Below are 18,063 nucleotides of genomic sequence, written 5' to 3' on the forward strand. Positions count from 1 at the left end.
CAGGTCGGGGCCGCCGTCGTGCTGCCGGTCTGCGGCGTCAGTTCTTCGCGGCCAGGCCGTAGCGGCGCTGGAAGCGCTCAACGCGGCCGGCGGTGTCCATCACCCTGGCGTTGCCGGTGTAGAAGGGGTGGCTGGCCGAGGAGATCTCCACGTCGATGACGGGGTAGCTGCGGCCGTCCTCCCACTCGGCGGTGTGGCTGCTGGTGGCGGTGGAGCGGGTCAGGAAGGCGAGGCCGCCGACCTTGTCGCGGAAGACGACGGGGCGGTACTCGGGGTGGATTCCGGACTTCATGTCTGCTCTCCTGCGGGGTCGGTGAGGGGGAGGTGAAGGGGTCAGCGCTCCTCGCGGAAGAGCACGTGCCGGCCCGCGCGGGGGTCGTACTTGCGCAGCGTGACCCGGTCGGGGTCGTTGCGGCGGTTCTTGCGGGTCACATAGGTGTAGCCGGTTCCGGCGGTCGAGCGGAGCTTGACGACGGGGCGAAGTTCGTTGCGGGCCACGGTGCTTCCTCTTTCTGACGAGGTGATCCGACGCATCACCAAGCTGCAATGGTTGTCATCCCCATTAGCTTGCTGTGTTCAGCTCAACAGCGACGACCGCCGTCCCATTCCCGCCCGCTGCGGTCAAGATTTGGTAATGGTTTTCATCTCTACCTCCATCTGGGTAGTGATGAAAACCATTTCCATCTAGGCTGAGGAACGTCCCGCCGCACCGACCTGCCCGAGGAGAACCTCGCCCATGAACACCCCGTCCGCACCCGCTCGCCGCAGGTCCCTCCGGCTCGTCCTGGGGGCCGCGGGTATCGCCGCACTCGCGGCCACCAGCGCCTGCTCCACCACGTCCACGGCCGCCTCGGCTCCCGGCAGCGGGTCGAGCAGCGCGGCAGGAGCCACTGGCGGCAAGGTGATCCAGGCGGTGGCGGCGGAGAACTTCTGGGGCAGCATCGCCAGTCAGCTCGGCGGCAGCCACGTCCATGTCGACAGCATCATCAGCAACCCGGACACCGACCCGCACGACTACGAGCCCACCGCCGCCGACGCCCGTACGGTCACCACCGCCCAGTACTCCATCGTCAACGGCATCGGCTACGACGCCTGGGCCGACAAGCTGCTGGCCACCAACCCCGGCAGCGGGCGGGTCGAGCTGAAGGTCGGCGACCTGGTCGGACTCAAGCCCGGCGACAACCCGCACCGCTGGTACTCGCCGGACAACGTGCACCAGGTGATCGAGCGGATCACCGCTGACTACAAGAAGATCGACCCGGCCGACGCCGCCTACTTCGACCAGCAGAAGCAGACCTTCGAGACGCAGACGCTCGGCCCGTACAACCAGCTGATATCGACCATCAGGGCCACCTACGCGGGTACGCCGATCGGCGCCTCGGAGTCGATCGTGACCCCGCTCGCCGAGGGCCTGGGGCTGAAGATGCTCACCCCGGAGAGCTTCCTCGACGCGATGAGCGAGGGCACCGACCCCACCGCCGCCGACAAGGCCACCATCGACCAGCAGATCAAGAACAAGCAGATCAAGGTCTACGTCTACAACAGCCAGAACTCCACGCCCGACGTCGACGCGCAGGTCAAGCTCGCCAAGTCCGAGGGCATCCCGGTGGCCACCGTCACCGAGACGCTCAGCCCGGCCGGGGACAGCTTCCAGCAGTGGCAGGTCGCCGAGCTCCAGGGGATCCAAGCCGCCCTCGCCAAAGCCACCGGGAAGTAGCACACGATGAACCCGACCACAGGAACCCCCAGCGCCGCGCCCGCCGGCGCCGACCTCCCACCGGAGCCCGCGCCCGCCGCCGTCCCCGCGCCCGCCCAAGCGCCGGTGCCGGTGCCGGCGTCCGTGCTGGAGTTGCGCGGGGCCGCCGTGGCCGTCGGCGGCCGGACCCTGTGGTCGGGGGTCGACCTCACCGTCCGCGCGGGGGAGTTCGTCGCCGTCCTCGGGCCCAACGGGGTCGGAAAGTCGACCCTGGTCAAGGTGCTGCTCGGGCTGCTGCCGACCGCCGCGGGCGAGGTGCGGGTGCTGGGCCGGGCGCCGGGCGGCGCCGGGGCCCGGATCGGCTACCTGCCGCAGCGCCGCAGCTTCGACGCGAGCCTGCGGATCCGCGGCCGGGACGTGGTCCGGCTCGGCCTGGACGGCGACCGCTGGGGCGTCCCGCTGCCGTTCGGCACGGCCCGCCGCCGGGACCGGGTCGCCGAGGTGGTCGACCTGGTCGGCGCCACCGCCTACGCCGACCGCCCGATCGGGCAGTGTTCGGGCGGTGAGCAGCAGCGGCTGCTGATCGCCCAGGCCCTGGTCCGCCGCCCCGACGTGCTGCTGCTGGACGAGCCCTTGGACAGCCTGGACCTGCCCAACCAGAGCGCGGTGGCCGCCCTGATCGGACGGATCTGCCACGAGCAGGGCGTCGCCGTGGTCATGGTCGCCCACGACGTCAACCCGATCCTGCACCACCTCGACCGGGTGGTGTACCTCGCCGAGGGCGGTGCCGTCACCGGGACCCCGACCGAGGTGATCACCTCCGAGACCCTCACCCGGCTCTACCGGACCCCGGTCGAGGTGCTCCGCACCGGGGACGGACGCCTGGTCGTGGTCGGCCAGCCGGAGGCCCCGTCCACCCACGGAGGCCACCATGCTGCTCGCTGACGCGGCGTCGAACAGCTGGTCCTGGAACCTGCTGACGGACTTTCAGGTGATGTGGTCCTACCCGTTCATGGTCAACGCCTTCCGGGCGGGCGCGGTGGTGGCGGTGGTGGCCGGGGCCGTCGGCTGGTTCATGGTGCTGCGCCGGCAGACCTTCGCTGGGCACAGCCTCTCCATCGTGGCCTTTCCCGGCGCGGCCTTCGCCACCCTGGTCGGCGTCAGCCTGAGCCTGGGCTATTTCGGCTTCTGCATCGCCGCCGCCCTGGTCATCGCCGCGCTGCGGCGCGGGGGCCGGGGAGCCGGCCGGAACGGGAACGGGGACGGGGGCGCCCAACAGGTCGGCGGCGCCCAGGAGTCCGCGGCCATCGGCATCGTCCAGGCGTTCCTGCTGGCCTGCGGCTACCTCTTCACCGCCCTCTACAAGGGGTTGATGCAGGGCCCGCAGGCGCTGCTCTTCGGCAGCTTCCTTGGCATCACCACCGCCCAGGTCACCACCCTGGCGGTGGTCGGCGCGGTCGCCCTGGCCGGGCTCGCCGTGATCGGCCGTCCGCTGCTGTTCGCCTCGGTCGACCCGCAGGTCGCCGCGGGGCGCGGGGTCCCGGTGCGGCTGCTGTCGACCCTGTTCCTGGTGCTGCTGGGCGCGGCCACCGCGGAGGCCGCGCAGATCACCGGGGCACTGCTGGTGTTCGCGCTGATGGTGCTCCCGGCCGCCACCGCGCAGCAGTTGACCGCCCGTCCGGGACTGAGCCTGGCACTGAGCGTGCTGATCGGCTTCGCCGTCACCTGGCTCGGCCTGGTCGCCGCCTTCTACTGGCCGTACCCGCTGGGGTTCTTCGTCACCAGCTTCGCCTTCGCGGCCTTCCTGGCCGCGCACACCGTCCGTGCGCTCGGCGGTACGCGCCTGCGTTCGGGGTCGCGTCCAGGCCCGGGCTCGCTTCCGCGTCCGCGTCCCGGGGCGTCCGTCCGGTTGGGGGAATCCGCATGAGGACCGATCAGCTCGCCGTCTCGGCCTGGTCCCAGCCGTTCTTCCACCACGCCCTGCTGGCAGGGACGTTCATCGCCCTCGCGGCCGGTCTGGTCGGCTACTTCCTGGTCCTGCGGGCCCAGGTGTTCACCGGCGACGCGCTCAGCCATGTCGCCTTCACCGGGGCGATGGCCGCCCTCGCCGCGGGATACGACCTGCGGATCGGCCTGTTCGTCGGCTGTGTCGGCGCCGGACTGCTGCTCGCCGGGATCGGCAGGGCCGGACGCGCCGACGACGTGGTCATCGGCGCGGCCTTCGCCTGGATCCTCGGCCTGGGCGCCTTCTTCCTGACCCTCTACACCACCTCGCGCAGCGGCTCCATGGTGGGCGGGGCCGGGACGACCGTGCTGTTCGGCTCCATCTTCGGCCTCAACGGCGACCAGACCCTGGTCGCGGTGCTGGTCGCCGCCGCGATCAGCGCCGTGCTGCTGCTGATCGCCCGGCCGCTGCTGTTCGCCACCCTGGACGAGTCGGTGGCCGGTGCGCGCGGCGTCCCGGTGCGGGTACTGGGCCTGGGCTTCCTGGCCCTGGTCGGCGCCTGCGCCGGAGAGGCCACCCAGGCGGTCGGATCCCTGCTGCTGCTGGGCCTGCTCGCCGCCCCGGCCGGCGCGGCGGTCCGGCTGACGGACCGTCCGTTCCACGGCCTGGCCCTGTCGGCAGGGCTCGCCGTCGGCGAGATGTGGGCCGGTCTCTCGCTGAGCGCCCTGATCCCCAGCCTGCCCCCCAGCTTCGCCATCATGGCCGCCGCGACCGCCGTCTACGGCGCGACCTTCGCCATCACACCCGCGCTGCGCGGCCGGGGCCGCGCACCGGGTACGGGTCCGCGGGCGGTGGCGCGGCCAGGCACAGCCGCCGACCCGGCGGAAGGAACCGCAGCATGACCACCAACGCCGTCAGCCCCGACACCGAGGCCGCAGCCCTTCTGCTGGGGCGGGCCACCCACCAGCGCAGCACCGTGCTGCGCAGCCTGATCGCCGCCGACGGTTTCGTCAGCGCCCAAGCCCTGCACGCCCGCCTGGTCGCGGACGGCGAACGCGTCGGGCTGAGCACCGTCTACCGCACCCTCACCGCGCTGGCCGACGCCGACCGCGCGGACCTGGTGCGCACCGTCAACGGCGAACGCCTCTTCCGCTACCGCCCCGGTGCGCACCACCTGCACTACCTGCTCTGCCGCAGCTGCGGCACCAGCACACCCGTCGACTCCGCCCTGCTGGAGTCCTGGGCCGAGGACACCGCCGCGGCCGCCGCCTTCACCGACCTCCAGCACACCGTCGAACTCACTGGCATCTGCGCCCTCTGCCGGGCCTGACGCCCTGTCACGGCCTCACTCGTTGCGGGCGACTTCCGGGCCGGTGATGCGGGTGAGCAGGGGCAGGGTGGAGCCGATGACGGCCAGGGCCGCGACCAGGCCGCCGCCGATGATGAGGTAGTACTCCGCCCCCGGCGCGCGGAGCGAGTAGCCGAACTGGGCTTGGAGGAACAGCTGGGCGGTGAGGAACCCGGTGCCGATCGCCACGGCGGCGACAACCAGGAGCGGGACCGCGCTCTCCAGCATCACGACCCGTCGCAGCACCCCGAGTTGCACTCCGGTCAGCCGCAGCAGGCTGAACGGGCGCTTGCGGTCGCGCAGGCCGCCGGCCACGCTCACGGCCAGGCTGCAGCCGGCGACGGGGAAGCTGACCGCGATCACCACGTCCGCCAACTGCTGGTAGCCGGACAGCCTCTGGGACATCTGCGAGCGGTCCTCGGCGATGGTGAACGGCTGTTCCTGGTCAGGGTAGGCAGTCGCCAGGAGGGTCCGTGCCTGCTCGATCGCCGACTTCGAACCGTCGGTGGCCACCACGATCTGATCGACCGGCAGGTTCTGCAGTTGCGCGGCGGTGGCCGGGGCGGAGGGCCAGACCGCGGGCCAGCTGAGGAGGCGGTCCAGTCCGACGACGGAGAAACTGGGGCCGACCGAAGCGGTCTGCGCTCCGGCCGGGCAGTGGCCGAACGCCGTTGGCAGGGTGGCTAGTTGAGCACAGGTCGCCAGGCCGCCGGCGAGGTGGTCCGACGGGGCCGGGTGAGGATCCGCGTGGATGACCGTCAGGCCCTGGACGCCCGCCGTCGCGCGCAGGGCGGACAGCAGGGCCTCCGGGGGAGACGCCGCGCTGTCGAGCTGGTTGCCGTGGTCGTCGTAGTGGCGGTAGTCGCCGATCACGGTGCTGCTGAGCGATGCGCTGCCCTGCGGGACGCCCTGCTCGGCGGTCAGCGCGTTGATCACCCCCACGGCGGCGCTGGTGATGCACAGGGCCAGGACGAGTCCGCTGACGGCGCGGAAGCCGGCCTTGGGGTCGTCGGAGAGCCGGCGCCCGGCGACGAGCCGGGCCGGCCGGTGGGTGCGCCGGGCCATCAGCCGTCCGCCGATCATGGTTAGCCAGGGCCCGGCGAACACGATGCCGCCCAGCACCAGGAAGATCCCGGGCAGGAAGGCCCGGATCTGGCCGCCGCTGTCGGCCGGGCGCCGGCCGATGAAGTAGGCCAGTTCCAGCAGCCCCGCGACCAGCGGGATCACCCGGTACGCGCGCGGCGGGCGCGGTGTGACCCGGCGGGTGACGCCGAGCGGGGAGATCTGCACCCGGCGGAGGGCGAGCCGGGCCGAGACCGCCGCCCCGACCGGGACGCCCAGGGCGATCAGCAGCACATCGGTGGCGTTCAGCGACAGGTCGCTCAGGAAGAACGGCGTGTTGGTGAAATCCACCTGCGCCAGCAGCGGGCGGACCAGGTAGAAGAGACCGAAGCCGAAGGCCACGCCGATGACCGCGGCGACGCTCGACTCCACGGCCGAGACGGCCGAGACCTGCCGGGGTGTCGCGCCGATCAGGCGCATCGCGGCGAAGCGCTGCTCCCGGCGGGTGGCCGCGAGCCGGGTCGCGGTCGCGATGAGGATGAGCACCGGGAAGATCAGGGCAGCCGCCACGACGGAGAGGATGAGGTCCATCCCGTTGCTGTTCGTGCCCACCCGGCAGTTGCTGCCGCTGCAGTCGGCGGGCGAGGCGGTCATGATCGAGGTGACGTGGCGGGCCTCGGGATCGCCCGAGAGCTGGGCGGGGGTCCGGCCGATGACGATGACCAGGGAGTCGGGTCCGGGCAGCGCGGAGTCGCCGATCGTGCCGACCTGGTGACCGGGGTAGCGGTCGGCGAGTTGGTCGGCCGGGACGGTGCGGAGCAGCGCGCCGAGGGCGGGGGAGGCGTAGAACTCGCCGGGCCCGGGCAGTCGCGGGATGCCCGGGGGAATCGGGGCGTGCGGTCCGGTGGCGGCCAGGTCGATCCGGCCGATGAGGTGGCCGTCGAAGTTGTCGGCCCGCAGCAGCCACCACAGCGGGTCGGCCGTCGAGGGCGCGTGCTCCTGTTCGGCGGTGACCGCACCGGTGTTGAGCCAGGCGTTGCGGTTGTTCTGGGTGGTGACGGCGTTCAGGGCGGCCAGGGTGCTCAGCAGCAGTCCGACCCCCAGCGCGACGGCCGCCGCGATGACGGCCAGGCGGGCGGCGGCCTCCCTGCCGCCGCTCAGGGTCAGCCGCAGCCCGAGGCGGATCACGAGGCGATCCTCCCCACCGAAAGCGACGTCACTTTCCCGTCGCGGACCATGACTTCACGGTCCGCGCAGGCCGCCACCCGGGGCTCGTGGGTGACCAGGACGACCGTGGTGTGCTGTTCGCGGGCGGCGGTGACCAGCAGGTCCATCACCTGCTCGCCGGTCAGCGAGTCGAGGGACCCGGTCGGCTCGTCGGCGAAGAGCACGTCCGGCCGGGTGACCAGGGCGCGGGCCAGCGCCACGCGTTGGGCCTGGCCGCCGGACAACTCCCCGGAACGGCGGCCATCGAGGCCGTCCAGCCCGAGGCGCGCGAACCAGCTCCGGGCCTCGGTCAGCGCGGCTGCCCTGCGGGCTCCGCTCAGCAGCAGCGGCAGGGCGACGTTCTCCAGCGCGGTGAGTTCGGGGACCAACTGGCCGAACTGGAACACGAACCCGAAACGGTCGCGCCGCAGCGCGCTGCGCCCGGTCTCGCGCATGGTGTCCACCCGTTGGCCGTCGAAGCGGACCTCCCCGGCGTCGGGGGTGAGGATCCCGGCCAGGCAGTGCAGCAGGGTCGACTTGCCCGAACCGCTGGGGCCCATGATGGCGACGATCTCGCCCGCCGCGACGGCGAGGTTCGCACCGCGCAGCGCGGGCGTCTGACCGAACGACAGCACCAACTCGCGTGCCTCGACCAGGAACTCGTCGGTGTCGGGGGTGGCGGGGGCGGTGGGCCGGCTGTCGCCGCTCACGACCGCACCTCCTCGGCCAGCGCGCCCAACCGGGCCGCGGTGATGTCGATCCAGCGCAGGTCGGCCTCCAGATGGAACATGCCGTGGTCGGCCAGGAGCTTGTCGACCAGCTGGCCGTTGCGCTTGATCTCGGTCAGCTCGCGCATGCGCTGCAGATGCGCGGTGCGCTGCAGGTCGAGGTAGCCCTCGGCGTCCCGTCCCAGCATCAGCGCCAGTACCACTTTGGTGAACAGCACCGTCTGCAGGTGCGGTTCGGCCTCGACCGGCTCCTTCAGCCAGGTGTCGACCTCGGTGGCGCCGGTGTCGGTGATGACGTAGCGCTTGCGGTCCGGACCGGCCCCGGGCTCGGCCGGCCCGACCACCACCTTCCCGTCGCGGGCCAGCCGCCCGAGGGTCGAGTAGACCTGCCCGATGAGCAGCGGCTTGCCCCGCCCGAAGTAGGTGTCGTAGTCGCGCTTGAGGTCGTATCCATGGCTGGGCTCTCGCTCGAGCAGCCCGAGAAGTGCGAAAGGAACCGTCATAACCCAGTGTCTACACTGGGTGTGTACACCGCGTCAATGGATCCTGGGGCCCTCACTCCGTCCCCGTGATCGCTGCCACCCCCGCGCCCGTCAGCTCCGCACCGTAGGCCGACCGTCCGGCCATCGCCATGATCAGGGCGAGCGTGCCGCCGCTGACCGGCGCGCCGTCCGGTGCGCCGGCGGAGAACGGGCCGTCGGTCGCGGACAGGCGCAGCCCCCGCGCCCGTCGCCCGCTCGGCACCGTCGTATTGGAGCGGTGGAAGTACTCGGCGACGCGGGTCAGCGTCGCGATCGGGTAGTCGCGCCGGATCCCCAACGGGCGGCGGATGTCCTCGCCGTGCACGATCGCCTCGCCCAGTACCGCGGCGACAGGGATCGGGGCCTTGGTCGTACTGGTGACCGCGCGGCGGAATCGTTCGAGCGTCTCGTTGTGGTCGGCCCCGAGCTGCTGGGCGAGCCGGTACGCGACCATGGCGTCGAAATCGAAGCGACAACGGATCACGCCCGCCATCCAGCGCGCCGGCCCCAGGCTCGCCCCCGCCGTCAGATGCGCGACCACCTCGCGGACCGTGAACTCGGTGCACAGCGACCCGCTGTCCCACTGCGTCTGGTTCAGCCCCGCCAGATCCTCCGCCAGTGCCGCCCGCTCGGCATGCACCAATCCCCACAGCGTCGACTCATCCATGACTGTCACTTCTGCCTTTCCTCGGGACGAGGGAGAGGAGGGCCCCCGCCGCTCTGTCGAAGGGGGCGATGCTGCCTGCCGCACGGCACAGGATGTGGGCGCCTTCGAGTGTGGTGATCATGAGGGTGGCCAGTTCGGCGGCCTGGGACGGGCTCATTCCGGCCTGGGTGAGTTTGCCTTCGAGCTCGTCGGTCCAGCCGGTGAACGCCTCGGTCGCGACGGTGCGCAGGCGGCCCTGGTCGGTGATGGCCGCACCGCCGTCGACGGTGACCGCCGCGACCGCGCAGCCGCCGCCCGCGGCGGACGCCTGCACCACGGGGCGGACGTTGTCGAGGAACACCTCCACGACGTCGCGCGGCGTGCCGGACGGCAGTTCGTGCAGGTGGCCGCGGACGTCCTCCGCGTTGCGGCGGGCGGCTTCGAGCGCGAGCTGTTGTTTGCCGCCGGGGAAGTGGTGGTAGATCGCCCCGCGCGCGGCGCCGCTCTCGGCCAGCACGTCGGTGAAGGACATCGCGGCCAGGCCGTGGCGTTGCAGCAGTCCGATCGCTGCGCTGATCATGCGGGACTTCGTGTCCGCGGCCATCGCGACCCCCCCTTGACTAGTACGGCCATCCTACTCCATCCTGAAATCACTAGGACGCACGTACTAGTGGCGTGGGCCGGGCAGGCCCCGAACGCGGAGGTTCGTGATGGGCAAGACGTTTCTCTACACCGAGATCCAGGCGGCAGTGCCGTTCGAGCAGTTCGACTGGCACCAGGTCAACGCGGCGCTGAAGACCGCGCCGGGACTGATCCGCAAGACGTGGCTGTCCGGCATCGGAACCCACACCCTCGGTGGTTTCTACGAGTTCGACAGCGCCGAGAACGCCCTGGCCTTCGCCCAGGGCCCCTTCGCCGAGGAAGCCCGTCGGGCCGGAGCCCCGGCGACAACACGGCTGTTCGACGGCGACATCGTCAAGAACGCCAGCATCGACCTGAACTCGCCCTACTACAGCTGACACCTGACACCTGACACCTGACACCGCGGCCCCGCGCCGGGTGCGGGTGAGGGTGCGACAGGAGAGCGTCAAGATCGGCGGGTTGGGCGTCAGGGGTGCGTCAAGGCCGCTGGCCGGTGGGCGACGGCCTCGGCAGAGTGTCGGTCGGAGGCCGTTGAGTGGCACCGCCTCCTCCGTGCGGTCGGTTCGCAGGGGGAGCCGTGCGCGGACCGGTCCGTTGGGACCGGTTCATGGAGGGGGCGGTCAGGGAAGATGGCGACGGTCGGCGAACGCGATCTCGTAGGGGAGGCGGCGCGGGATCCGCAGCCAGGGCGCGGGCAGCGGCGCGGGGGACTCAGCAAGGGGAAGAGCGTCCCGCGCCTGCCGCTCCGTCGGCTCCCTCGGCTCCCTCGGCTCCGTCGACTGCGACGGGTCGCGGCGGGGAGTGTGCCGTCGCGGCTGCGCCGGCTCACCGCCGCCTGCCTCGCCCTGACGCTCACTCTGGCGGGGGTGGTGCTGTTCACCGCCACCGGGGTGCAGGGAACCTGGTCCGTCGTCAGCGCGCGGCAGGCGCCGCAGGTACTGGACGCCACCGGGCTGTACCAGGCGCTGACCGACCTGGACGCGCAGAGCGCCGACCTGCTGATGTTCGGCGACGATCCGCAGCTCGCGGCCCTGCGCCGGACCTCGCTGGCCCAGTACGCCGCGGACCGCACCAGCGCCGACCGGGACCTGCAGCGGGCCACCGTGGACGCGGCTGACAGTCCGCAGGCCCAGCAGGCGCTGGCCGGGGTGCTCGACGGCCTGGGCCGCTACCAGGACCTGGCCGCCCGCGCGATGGAGCTCAACGACCGGGCCCGGGTGGCCGCGGGCCGTCCGGATCCGACCGCGCTGGGGCTGTACCAGCAGGCCACCGACCTGATGCGGACCGGGCTGCTGCCGGCCGCCGACCGCCTGGTGCAGACCAACAACGCCGCCTTCAACGGCAGTTACAACCGCCAGCGGGCCGATCTGGCCGACGTCGAGTGGTGCACGCCGGCGCTCGGCCTGCTCCTGCTGCTGGCCCTGATGGGGCTGCAACTCTGGCTGGCCCGGCACTTCCGACGGATCGTCAACCCGCTGCTGGTGGCGGCGACCCTGCTCACATTGGTGTTCGTCGGCCTGAGTGGCACCCTGCTGTCGGACCAGGCCGAGCAGTTGCGGGTGGCCCGGCACGACGCCTTCGACTCGGTGGTGGCCCTGACCCGGGCCCGTGCGGTGCTCTACGACGCCAACGCCGACGAGAGCCGCTACCTGCTGGACCAGGACCGCGCCCCGCAGTACCAGGACGCCTTCGAGGCCGCCTCGCAGCGGATCGTCGGACTCCCCGGCACGGACCTCGGCGGCTACGACGCCGCCCTCGCCACCGCCGTCACCGCCTACCAGGGAGACCACGCCGACGTGGGCTTCGGCGGCTTCTACGGAGCCGAGTTCCGCAACATCACCTTTCCGGGCGAACGAGCCGCCGCTGAACGGGCGCTGACGACCTATCAGGCGTACCAGCTCGACGACCGGAAGATCCGCGCCCTGGTCGCCCGGGGACGGCTGCGCGACGCCATCGCCTACTGCACCAGCCTGGCCCCCGGCGGCTCCAATGCCGACTTCGCCGCCCAGGACGCCGCGCTGCGGAAGGTCACCGCGATCAATACCGACGCCTTCGCGGCTGCCGCCGCGGACGGCCGCGGTGAGCTCTCCACCCGCATTCCGCTGCTGGCGGGGGACGCGGCGCTGGTGCTGCTGCTCTGCCTGCTGGGGGTCCGGCCCAGGCTGGCCGAGTTCCGGCGCTGAGCCGGGAGGCCGGGGCTGCGGCGTAGCGTGGATCCTGGGTCGAGGAGTGCGTTCCTACGAGGCCGAAGGGGCAGGCATGGGCACATCCGCAGTGATCGTCACCGGGGTCTTCCTGGGCTTCGGCGGGCTCGTCGCCTATCTGGTCGGCGTCGGGGCGCTGGCCGAGACCCGTCGGCTGCGCCGGGACGGGGTGCCGGCCTGGGCGCAGGTCATGCGGCATCCGGCCGCCTTCGACGAGGTGAACGGTGTCCCCGGCCCGCTGCTGCAGTTCACCACCCGGGACGGTGCGGTGGTGGAGGTCTTCGCCCCGGTGCCCTCCGGCCGCTCCCGTCCGCTGGCGGCCGGCGAGCGGGTGCGGGTGGCCTACGACCCCGCCGATCCGCGGCAGGTGCTGGTCCTCGGCCGTGAGCGCCGCGGGATCGACTTCGCCTTCGCCGGCCTGGGGGTGGGGCTGGCGCTGGCCGCGCTGGTCCTGCTGATCAGCGCGGCCTGAGCGGCCTGCCCTCCGCCCGTGCGGGTCCGTTCCTGCGGGTCAGTGCATTCCGTCGGCGAGTGGGCCGAGCGAGAGCGCGGGCAGGAAGTTGAGCAGGGCGAGGACCAGGGCTGCGCCGCTGGTCAGGACGAGGAAGTTGGCACCGTGGGGACGCAGCGTGCCGACCGTGACGGCGCCGGGGCGCTGGGCGGCGAGCCGTGCGGCCAGGGCGAGGACGAAGGCCATCGGCAGGTAGCGGCCGAGCAGCATCGCGGCGGTCATGGCCAGGTTGTAGAACGGGGTGTTGCCGCTGAGCCCGCTCATGGAGCTGCCGTTGCTCTGCACATTGCTGGTGAAGGCGTAGATGACCTCGGTCAGCCCGTGCGCGCCGGGGTTGCCCATCGAGGCCCGGCCCGCGGGCAGCGCCGAGGCCAGGGCGCTGAACAGCAGGATCAGGGTCGGGGCGACCAGGGCGTAGCAGACCACCAGCCGCATCTCGGCGTAGCCGATGCGCTTGCGCAGGTACTCGGGGGTGCGGCCGACCATCAGGCCGCCGATGAAGACCGCCAGCAGGACCGCGATCAGCAGTCCGTACAGGCCGCTGCCGGTGCCGCCGGGGCTGACCTCGCCGAGCATCATCGCGGCCAGCAGGACGCCGCCGCCGAGGCTGGAGAAGCTGTCGTAGGAGGCGGCGCCCGCGCCGTCGGCGGAGCCGGTGGCGGAGACCCCGAACAGGGTGCTGCCGTTGACGCCGATCCGGGTCTCGGTGCCCTCGTACTGGCCGCCGGCGGCGGTGGCGACGGTCCCGGTGTGGGTGGCCTGGGCGAGGGTGCCGGCGGCGAGCAGCAGGCCGAAGAGGATGCCGACGACGGTCAGCAGGGTCCAGCTCTGCCGGAGGCTGCCGACCATACGGCCGAAGGTGCGGATGAAGGCGGTGGGCACCAGCAGCATCAGCAGGATCTCCATGGCGTTGCTCCAGGCCGAGGGGTTCTCGAACGGGTGCGCGCTGCTGGCGTTGAAGAAGCCGCCGCCGTCGCCGGAGAGGAGTTTGACCGGCTCCCAGGAGCCGACCGGGCCGCCGATCAGGGTCTGGCTGCCGCCGGTGAGGGTGCCGACGGTGTGCGCCCCGTGCAGGTTCTGCTCCACGCCGAGGCCGATCAGCACGACGCCGAAGACCACGGCGAGCGGCAGCAGCACCCGCAGCACGCAGCGGAACAGGTCGACCCAGAAGTTGCCCAGGTCGGCGCTGCTGCGCCGGATCAGGCCGCGGATCAGGGCGAGCCCGACGCACATGCCGACGGCGGCCGAGGCGAAGGCCTGGACGCCGAGCCCGGCCATCACCGCGAGGTGCCCGGTGGCGGCCTCGCCGGCGTAGTTCTGCCAGCTGGTGTTGGTGGTGAAGCTGACGGCGGTGTCCAGCGCGAGCTGCCAGGGCATCCCGCCGTGGCCCAGCGACCAGGGCAGCCACTGCTGGCAGGTGAACAGGCCGAACAGGGCCAGGATGCTGATCAGTGAGAAGGCGAGCAGCGAGACCAGGTAGTGCTTCCATCCCTGTTCGCGGTCCGGGTCGATGCCGCAGACGCGGTGGAGCAGGCGTTCGGCGCGCAGGTGCGCGCCGCCGTCCAGGACCCGGGCCAGGTAGTCGCCGAGCGGGACGTGCAAGGCGACCAGGACGGTCAGGATCAGTAGGGCTTGCAGCCATCCGGCCACGGTCATGCCTCCTTGGCGGGGTAGCTGCGGTCCAGCGCGAGGTTCAGCGCCAGCACATTGACGCCGGGTTCGCCCAGGAAGCCCAGGGCGCGCCCGGTGGTGTTGTCCCGGACCAGGCGCAGGACCTGGGCGGTGGTGGTGCCGCGGGCGGCGGCGACGCGCGGGGCCTGGAGCGCGGCGTAGGCCGGGCTGATCTGCGGGTCGAGCCCGCTGCCGCTCGCGGTGACCGCGTCGGCCGGCACGGCGGGGTGGGCCGGGGCGTCGCCCCGGACCGGGACGACCGCGGCGGCGCCGTAGTCGGCGCCGGGGGTGGCGCAGCGCACGGTGACGCCCTGGTAGCTGCTCAGGAACGGCACGGCGGGGCAGGCCTGGTCCAGGCTGACCACCGAACTGACGGTGCCGCCGGTGCGGATCACCCCGAGGACGGCGCCGGTGCCGTCCGCGGTGCAGTAGGGGCGCGAGCCGTCCACGTGCTCCAGCGCTCCCACGGCGAGGCTGCGGGCGCAGACCTGGGTGAGCAGGCTGGGCTTGCCCGAGCCCGGATCGCCCGGTGTCGGCAGGAGGTCGACGGTGTTCTCGGGGCCGAGGTTGCTCGCACCGCTGGCGGTGGGGTCGTAGCCGGCCCCGGCCGCGGACGGGCGGGACTGGAAGTAGCGGGGGACCGGGTTGCCCTTGGCATCGGTGAAGGACTGGCCGATCAGGCTGCTGCCGACCACCCGCCCGTCGGCGGTGCGCGCGGCCGAGCCCTGTGCCTGCCGGTCCAGCCCCGGCAGCAGGGCGACGGCGGTCAGCGCCAGCGGGTAGAGCAGTCCGAGGACGACGGTCAGGACGAGCACGACCCGGACGGCCGCCAGGTGCTGGGCGGCCCAGTGCGGAATACGACGTTTCATCAGATCTCAGATCCCCGGGATGAACTGGACGAGGGCGACGTCGATGAACTTGATCGCCAGGAACGGGGCGATGATGCCGCCCAGGCCGTAGACCCACAGGTTGCGGGTCAGCAGGGCGGAGGCGCTGCTGGGCCGGTAGCGCACCCCGCGCAGGGCCAGCGGGATCAGCGCGACGATCACCACGGCGTTGAAGATGACGGCCGACAGGATCGCGGACAGCGGCGAGTGCAGGTCCATGATGTTCAGCGCGCCGAGGGCCGGATAGACGCCGGCGAACATCGCGGGCAGGATCGCGAAGTACTTGGCGATGTCGTTGGTGATGCTGAACGCCGTCAACGCGCCCCGGGTGATCAGCAGTTGCTTGCCGATCTCGACGATCTCGATGATCTTCGTGGGGTCGGAGTCCAGGTCCACCATGTTCCCGGCCTCCTTGGCGGCCGAGGTCCCGGTGTTCATCGCCACGCCGACGTCGGCCTGGGCCAGGGCGGGGGCGTCATTGGTGCCGTCCCCGGTCATGGCCACCAGCTTGCCGCCGGCCTGCTCCTGTTTGATCAGGGCGAGCTTGTCCTCGGGGGTGGCCTCGGCCAGGAAGTCGTCCACTCCGGCCTCGGCGGCGATGGCGGCGGCCGTGGCCGGGTTGTCACCGGTGATCATCACGGTGCGGATGCCCATGGCGCGCAGTTGTCGGAAGCGCTCGCTCAGGCCCGGTTTGACCATGTCCTTGAGGTGGATGATCCCCAGCACCCGGGCCGTGCCGTCCACGGTCTCGGCCACCGCCAGCGGGGTGCCGCCGGACATTGAGACCCGCTTGACCAGCGCGTCCAGTCCGGCCGGGACGATCCCGCCCTGCTCGCGCACCCAGTCCGCCACAGCGGTGGCCGCGCCCTTGCGCAGACTGCGCGCCCCGGGGCCGCCCAGGTCGACGCCCGACATCCGGGTGGTCGCGGAGAACGGGACCCACTGGGCGTCGGCGTGCGGGACGGTGTCGAGGCCGTACTGCTCGCGGGCCAGCGTGACCACCGAGCGTCCCTCGGGGGTCTCGTCGGCCAGGCTGGACAGCAGCGCCGCCGAGGCCAACTCCCGGTCCCTGACGTGGGCGACCGGCAGGAACAGCGCGGCCCGGCGGTTGCCGAAGGTGATGGTGCCGGTCTTGTCCAGCAGCAGGGTGTGCACGTCGCCTGCGGCCTCGACCGCGCGCCCGGACATGGCCAGCACATTGCGCTGCACCATCCGGTCCATGCCGGCGATGCCGATCGCGGACAGCAGTGCGCCAATGGTGGTAGGGATCAGACACACCAGCAGTGAGACCAGCACGATCCCGGTGACACCGTCGCTGTTGATGGCACCGGTGTCGGGAACGGAGCCCATCACCTGCGTGGAGAAGATCGCCATCGGCTGCAGGGTGACCGTCGCCATCAGGAAAACGAACGTCAGCGCGACCAGCAGCAGGTTCAGCGCCAGCTCATTGGGGGTCTTCTGCCGCTTGGCGCCCTCCACCAGGGAGATCATGCGGTCCAGGAAGCTCGCCCCCGGCTCCTGGGTGATCCGCACCACGATCCGGTCGGACAGCACCCGGGTGCCGCCGGTCACCGCGCAGCGGTCGCCGCCGGACTCGCGGATCACCGGTGCGGACTCGCCGGTGATCGCCGACTCGTCCACGCTCGCCACGCCCTGCACCACGTCGCCGTCCCCGGGCACCAGCTCGCCGGCCTCGACCACCACGAAGTCCCCGCGCCGCAGTTCGGCGGCGGAGACCTCCTGCTCGTCATGGGGGAGTCCGGGGGAGTCCGGGTGCCGGCCGGTCAGCCGCCGGGCGGTGGTCTGCCGGCGGGTGCGGCGCAGCGAGTCGGCCTGCGCCCGGCCGCGGCTCTCGGCCACCGCTTCGGCCAGGTTGGCGAACACCACCGTCAGCCACAGCCAGACGGTGATCAGCCAGCCGAACACACTGGGGGAGGCGACCGCCAGGCCGGTGGTCAGCGCGGCGCCGACCTCGGTGACGAACATGACCGGGTTGCGCACCAGCGTGGCCGGGTTGAGCTTGCGCAGGGCCTGCGGCAGGGCCCGCCACAGTTGCGTGGGGTCAAGCGTCCCCGCGCCCACCCGGTAGGAACGGCCGTCGGTATCAGGTGGTTGGGTGCGCGGACGATGCGCCCGCGCGGGTGCCTGAGGGGTCATCAGAACTTCTCCGGGTAGCGGACGGCCAGGACCAGACAGCCGACCAGGGCTGCTGCAACCAGCAGCCCGACCAGGTTGTCGACACTCATGCTTGGTACCTCTCGTATGCCGGGACGGCGGCGTCCTGCCGCGGTCCGGACATATGAAAGCGCTGGTCCGAGGCCTGAACGGGGCTCCTGACGCGGTCCCAACGCCGAACCGCGGAATCTTGCCGCGATATTGACAGCGTGTGATCGGCCGTGTGATCGGCCGCGTGATCGGCGGCTCCGGGCGGTGGCTTCCGTCGGTGTCGCCCGAATGGCGGACGACCTCGTCAAGAGCGCATCAGAATTCGCCCTCCGACGATCAACGGGGCGTCAGGGGGAGGCTCTGCGGGGGAGCGGCGGGCATAGCTTCGTCGCAGTGGCCCGATCGAGTTCCATCCACCACGGGCCCTACGAGAGGACCTGAGGGACGTGTCCGAGGACCATACTCACCGAGCGCTGTTCGCCCCGGTGTGCGACAACGGCTGCGGCTTCACGCTGCGGCTGTTCCGCGACCGGGACGGCTCGCGCTGCAGTGTCGCCTTCACCACCCCCGAGCGGCTGGCCGCCGTGCTGGGGAGCGGGCAGGGCTGGGTCGAACTGGCCGAGCCCGCCCTGCGGGACATGGTGCGGCCGTTGGGCGTGCGGCAGTTGGTGGTGGACCCCAATCTGATCGCCCCGCCGGTCAAACCGCACCGGTATCCGCATCCGCAGCCGCAGTTCCTGCCGCAGCCGCCGCGCGCGGTCGCCCGCCCCGGCGCAACGCTGGTCGGGGCGACCGGCGCCAAGGCCCTTCCGTACCCGCACACCCCGTGA

Annotated in this window: 20 protein-coding genes; 9 read left to right on the top strand and 11 right to left on the bottom strand. The window is 72.0% G+C overall.

Annotation, left to right across the window (positions count from 1 at the left end):
* Positions 1-37 precede the first annotated feature (37 nt).
* Together ACEZDG_RS25390 and rpmG are read right to left on the bottom strand one after the other, a co-directional pair.
* Complete coding sequence (locus ACEZDG_RS25390; RefSeq protein ID WP_380513457.1) at positions 38-292, bottom strand: type B 50S ribosomal protein L31; 255 nt, start codon at positions 290-292, stop codon at positions 38-40.
* A 41-nt stretch (positions 293-333) separates the two neighbouring features.
* The gene (rpmG, locus tag ACEZDG_RS25395; protein ID WP_380513459.1) at positions 334-498 is read right to left on the bottom strand and encodes a 50S ribosomal protein L33; all 165 of its coding nucleotides are present in this window, start codon (positions 496-498) and stop codon (positions 334-336) included.
* A gap of 238 nt (positions 499-736) precedes the next feature.
* Here rpmG and ACEZDG_RS25400 point away from each other — a divergent pair, with 238 nt between their 5' ends.
* The 5 genes from ACEZDG_RS25400 (at position 737) to ACEZDG_RS25420 (ending at position 4,971) form a co-directional block, all read left to right on the top strand.
* Positions 737-1,717 carry a metal ABC transporter solute-binding protein, Zn/Mn family gene (locus ACEZDG_RS25400; protein ID WP_380513461.1) on the top strand — a complete coding sequence of 327 codons (981 nt, stop codon included), beginning with the start codon at positions 737-739 and terminating at the stop codon, positions 1,715-1,717.
* Between the two features lie 126 nt (positions 1,718-1,843).
* Positions 1,844-2,641, top strand: coding sequence for a metal ABC transporter ATP-binding protein (locus ACEZDG_RS25405; RefSeq protein WP_380513694.1), 798 nt, complete (start codon positions 1,844-1,846; stop codon positions 2,639-2,641).
* Positions 2,628-3,623, top strand: coding sequence for a metal ABC transporter permease (locus ACEZDG_RS25410; protein WP_380513463.1), 996 nt, complete (start codon positions 2,628-2,630; stop codon positions 3,621-3,623). The genes ACEZDG_RS25405 and ACEZDG_RS25410 overlap by 14 nt, the downstream gene beginning before the upstream one ends.
* Positions 3,620-4,543, top strand: coding sequence for a metal ABC transporter permease (locus ACEZDG_RS25415; RefSeq protein ID WP_380513465.1), 924 nt, complete (start codon positions 3,620-3,622; stop codon positions 4,541-4,543). Before ACEZDG_RS25410 ends, ACEZDG_RS25415 begins: the two co-directional genes overlap by 4 nt.
* On the top strand, positions 4,540-4,971 hold the full coding sequence (locus ACEZDG_RS25420) for a Fur family transcriptional regulator (protein ID WP_380513467.1): 432 nt from the start codon (positions 4,540-4,542) through the stop codon (positions 4,969-4,971). The genes ACEZDG_RS25415 and ACEZDG_RS25420 overlap by 4 nt, the downstream gene beginning before the upstream one ends.
* A gap of 15 nt (positions 4,972-4,986) precedes the next feature.
* On the opposite strand, the gene ACEZDG_RS25425 is transcribed toward ACEZDG_RS25420, so the two are convergent.
* From ACEZDG_RS25425 to ACEZDG_RS25445, 5 genes are read right to left on the bottom strand one after another with little or no spacing between them, the layout of a single operon-like run.
* The gene (locus ACEZDG_RS25425) at positions 4,987-7,239 is read right to left on the bottom strand and encodes an FtsX-like permease family protein (RefSeq protein WP_380513469.1); all 2,253 of its coding nucleotides are present in this window, start codon (positions 7,237-7,239) and stop codon (positions 4,987-4,989) included.
* Positions 7,236-7,967, bottom strand: coding sequence for an ABC transporter ATP-binding protein (locus ACEZDG_RS25430; protein ID WP_380513471.1), 732 nt, complete (start codon positions 7,965-7,967; stop codon positions 7,236-7,238). Before ACEZDG_RS25430 ends, ACEZDG_RS25425 begins: the two co-directional genes overlap by 4 nt.
* Positions 7,964-8,488 carry a PadR family transcriptional regulator gene (locus ACEZDG_RS25435; RefSeq protein ID WP_380513473.1) on the bottom strand — a complete coding sequence of 175 codons (525 nt, stop codon included), beginning with the start codon at positions 8,486-8,488 and terminating at the stop codon, positions 7,964-7,966. The genes ACEZDG_RS25430 and ACEZDG_RS25435 overlap by 4 nt, the downstream gene beginning before the upstream one ends.
* 52 nt (positions 8,489-8,540) lie before the next feature.
* Positions 8,541-9,173, bottom strand: a complete 633-nt coding sequence (locus ACEZDG_RS25440) for a maleylpyruvate isomerase family mycothiol-dependent enzyme (RefSeq protein ID WP_380513475.1) — start codon at positions 9,171-9,173, stop codon at positions 8,541-8,543.
* Entirely contained in the window at positions 9,166-9,732 is a 567-nt protein-coding gene (locus ACEZDG_RS25445) for a TetR/AcrR family transcriptional regulator (RefSeq protein ID WP_380513477.1), read from the bottom strand. Before ACEZDG_RS25445 ends, ACEZDG_RS25440 begins: the two co-directional genes overlap by 8 nt.
* Before the next feature lie 130 nt (positions 9,733-9,862).
* Here ACEZDG_RS25445 and ACEZDG_RS25450 point away from each other — a divergent pair, with 130 nt between their 5' ends.
* The 3 genes from ACEZDG_RS25450 (at position 9,863) to ACEZDG_RS25460 (ending at position 12,470) form a co-directional block, all read left to right on the top strand.
* A complete protein-coding gene (locus ACEZDG_RS25450) occupies positions 9,863-10,171 on the top strand; it encodes a hypothetical protein (protein WP_380513479.1) in 309 nt (102 codons plus the stop codon).
* Between the two features lie 426 nt (positions 10,172-10,597).
* Positions 10,598-11,977: a hypothetical protein gene (locus tag ACEZDG_RS25455; RefSeq protein ID WP_380513481.1), complete on the top strand. Its 1,380-nt coding sequence runs from the start codon at positions 10,598-10,600 to the stop codon at positions 11,975-11,977.
* Positions 11,978-12,053: 76 nt separating this feature from the next.
* On the top strand, positions 12,054-12,470 hold the full coding sequence (locus ACEZDG_RS25460) for a DUF3592 domain-containing protein (protein WP_380513483.1): 417 nt from the start codon (positions 12,054-12,056) through the stop codon (positions 12,468-12,470).
* A 39-nt stretch (positions 12,471-12,509) separates the two neighbouring features.
* Here ACEZDG_RS25460 and kdpA read toward each other — a convergent pair whose 3' ends face one another.
* The 4 genes from kdpA to ACEZDG_RS25480 are packed head-to-tail and all read right to left on the bottom strand — an operon-like array spanning position 12,510 to position 17,313.
* Positions 12,510-14,165: a potassium-transporting ATPase subunit KdpA gene (gene kdpA, locus ACEZDG_RS25465; RefSeq protein WP_380513485.1), complete on the bottom strand. Its 1,656-nt coding sequence runs from the start codon at positions 14,163-14,165 to the stop codon at positions 12,510-12,512.
* A complete protein-coding gene (locus ACEZDG_RS25470) occupies positions 14,162-15,049 on the bottom strand; it encodes a potassium-transporting ATPase subunit C (protein WP_380513486.1) in 888 nt (295 codons plus the stop codon). The genes kdpA and ACEZDG_RS25470 overlap by 4 nt, the downstream gene beginning before the upstream one ends.
* 6 nt (positions 15,050-15,055) lie before the next feature.
* Positions 15,056-17,224, bottom strand: coding sequence for a potassium-transporting ATPase subunit KdpB (gene kdpB / locus ACEZDG_RS25475; RefSeq protein ID WP_380513488.1), 2,169 nt, complete (start codon positions 17,222-17,224; stop codon positions 15,056-15,058).
* Positions 17,224-17,313 (bottom strand): K(+)-transporting ATPase subunit F, encoded by a 90-nt coding sequence (locus ACEZDG_RS25480; protein ID WP_380513489.1) that lies wholly within the window; start codon positions 17,311-17,313, stop codon positions 17,224-17,226. Before ACEZDG_RS25480 ends, kdpB begins: the two co-directional genes overlap by 1 nt.
* Before the next feature lie 366 nt (positions 17,314-17,679).
* Here ACEZDG_RS25480 and ACEZDG_RS25485 point away from each other — a divergent pair, with 366 nt between their 5' ends.
* Positions 17,680-18,063, top strand: coding sequence for an SAV_915 family protein (locus ACEZDG_RS25485; RefSeq protein WP_380513491.1), 384 nt, complete (start codon positions 17,680-17,682; stop codon positions 18,061-18,063).

Origin of the sequence: Streptacidiphilus alkalitolerans (genome assembly GCF_042511045.1) — a bacterium.
GTDB classification, from domain to species: domain Bacteria; phylum Actinomycetota; class Actinomycetes; order Streptomycetales; family Streptomycetaceae; genus Streptacidiphilus; species Streptacidiphilus alkalitolerans.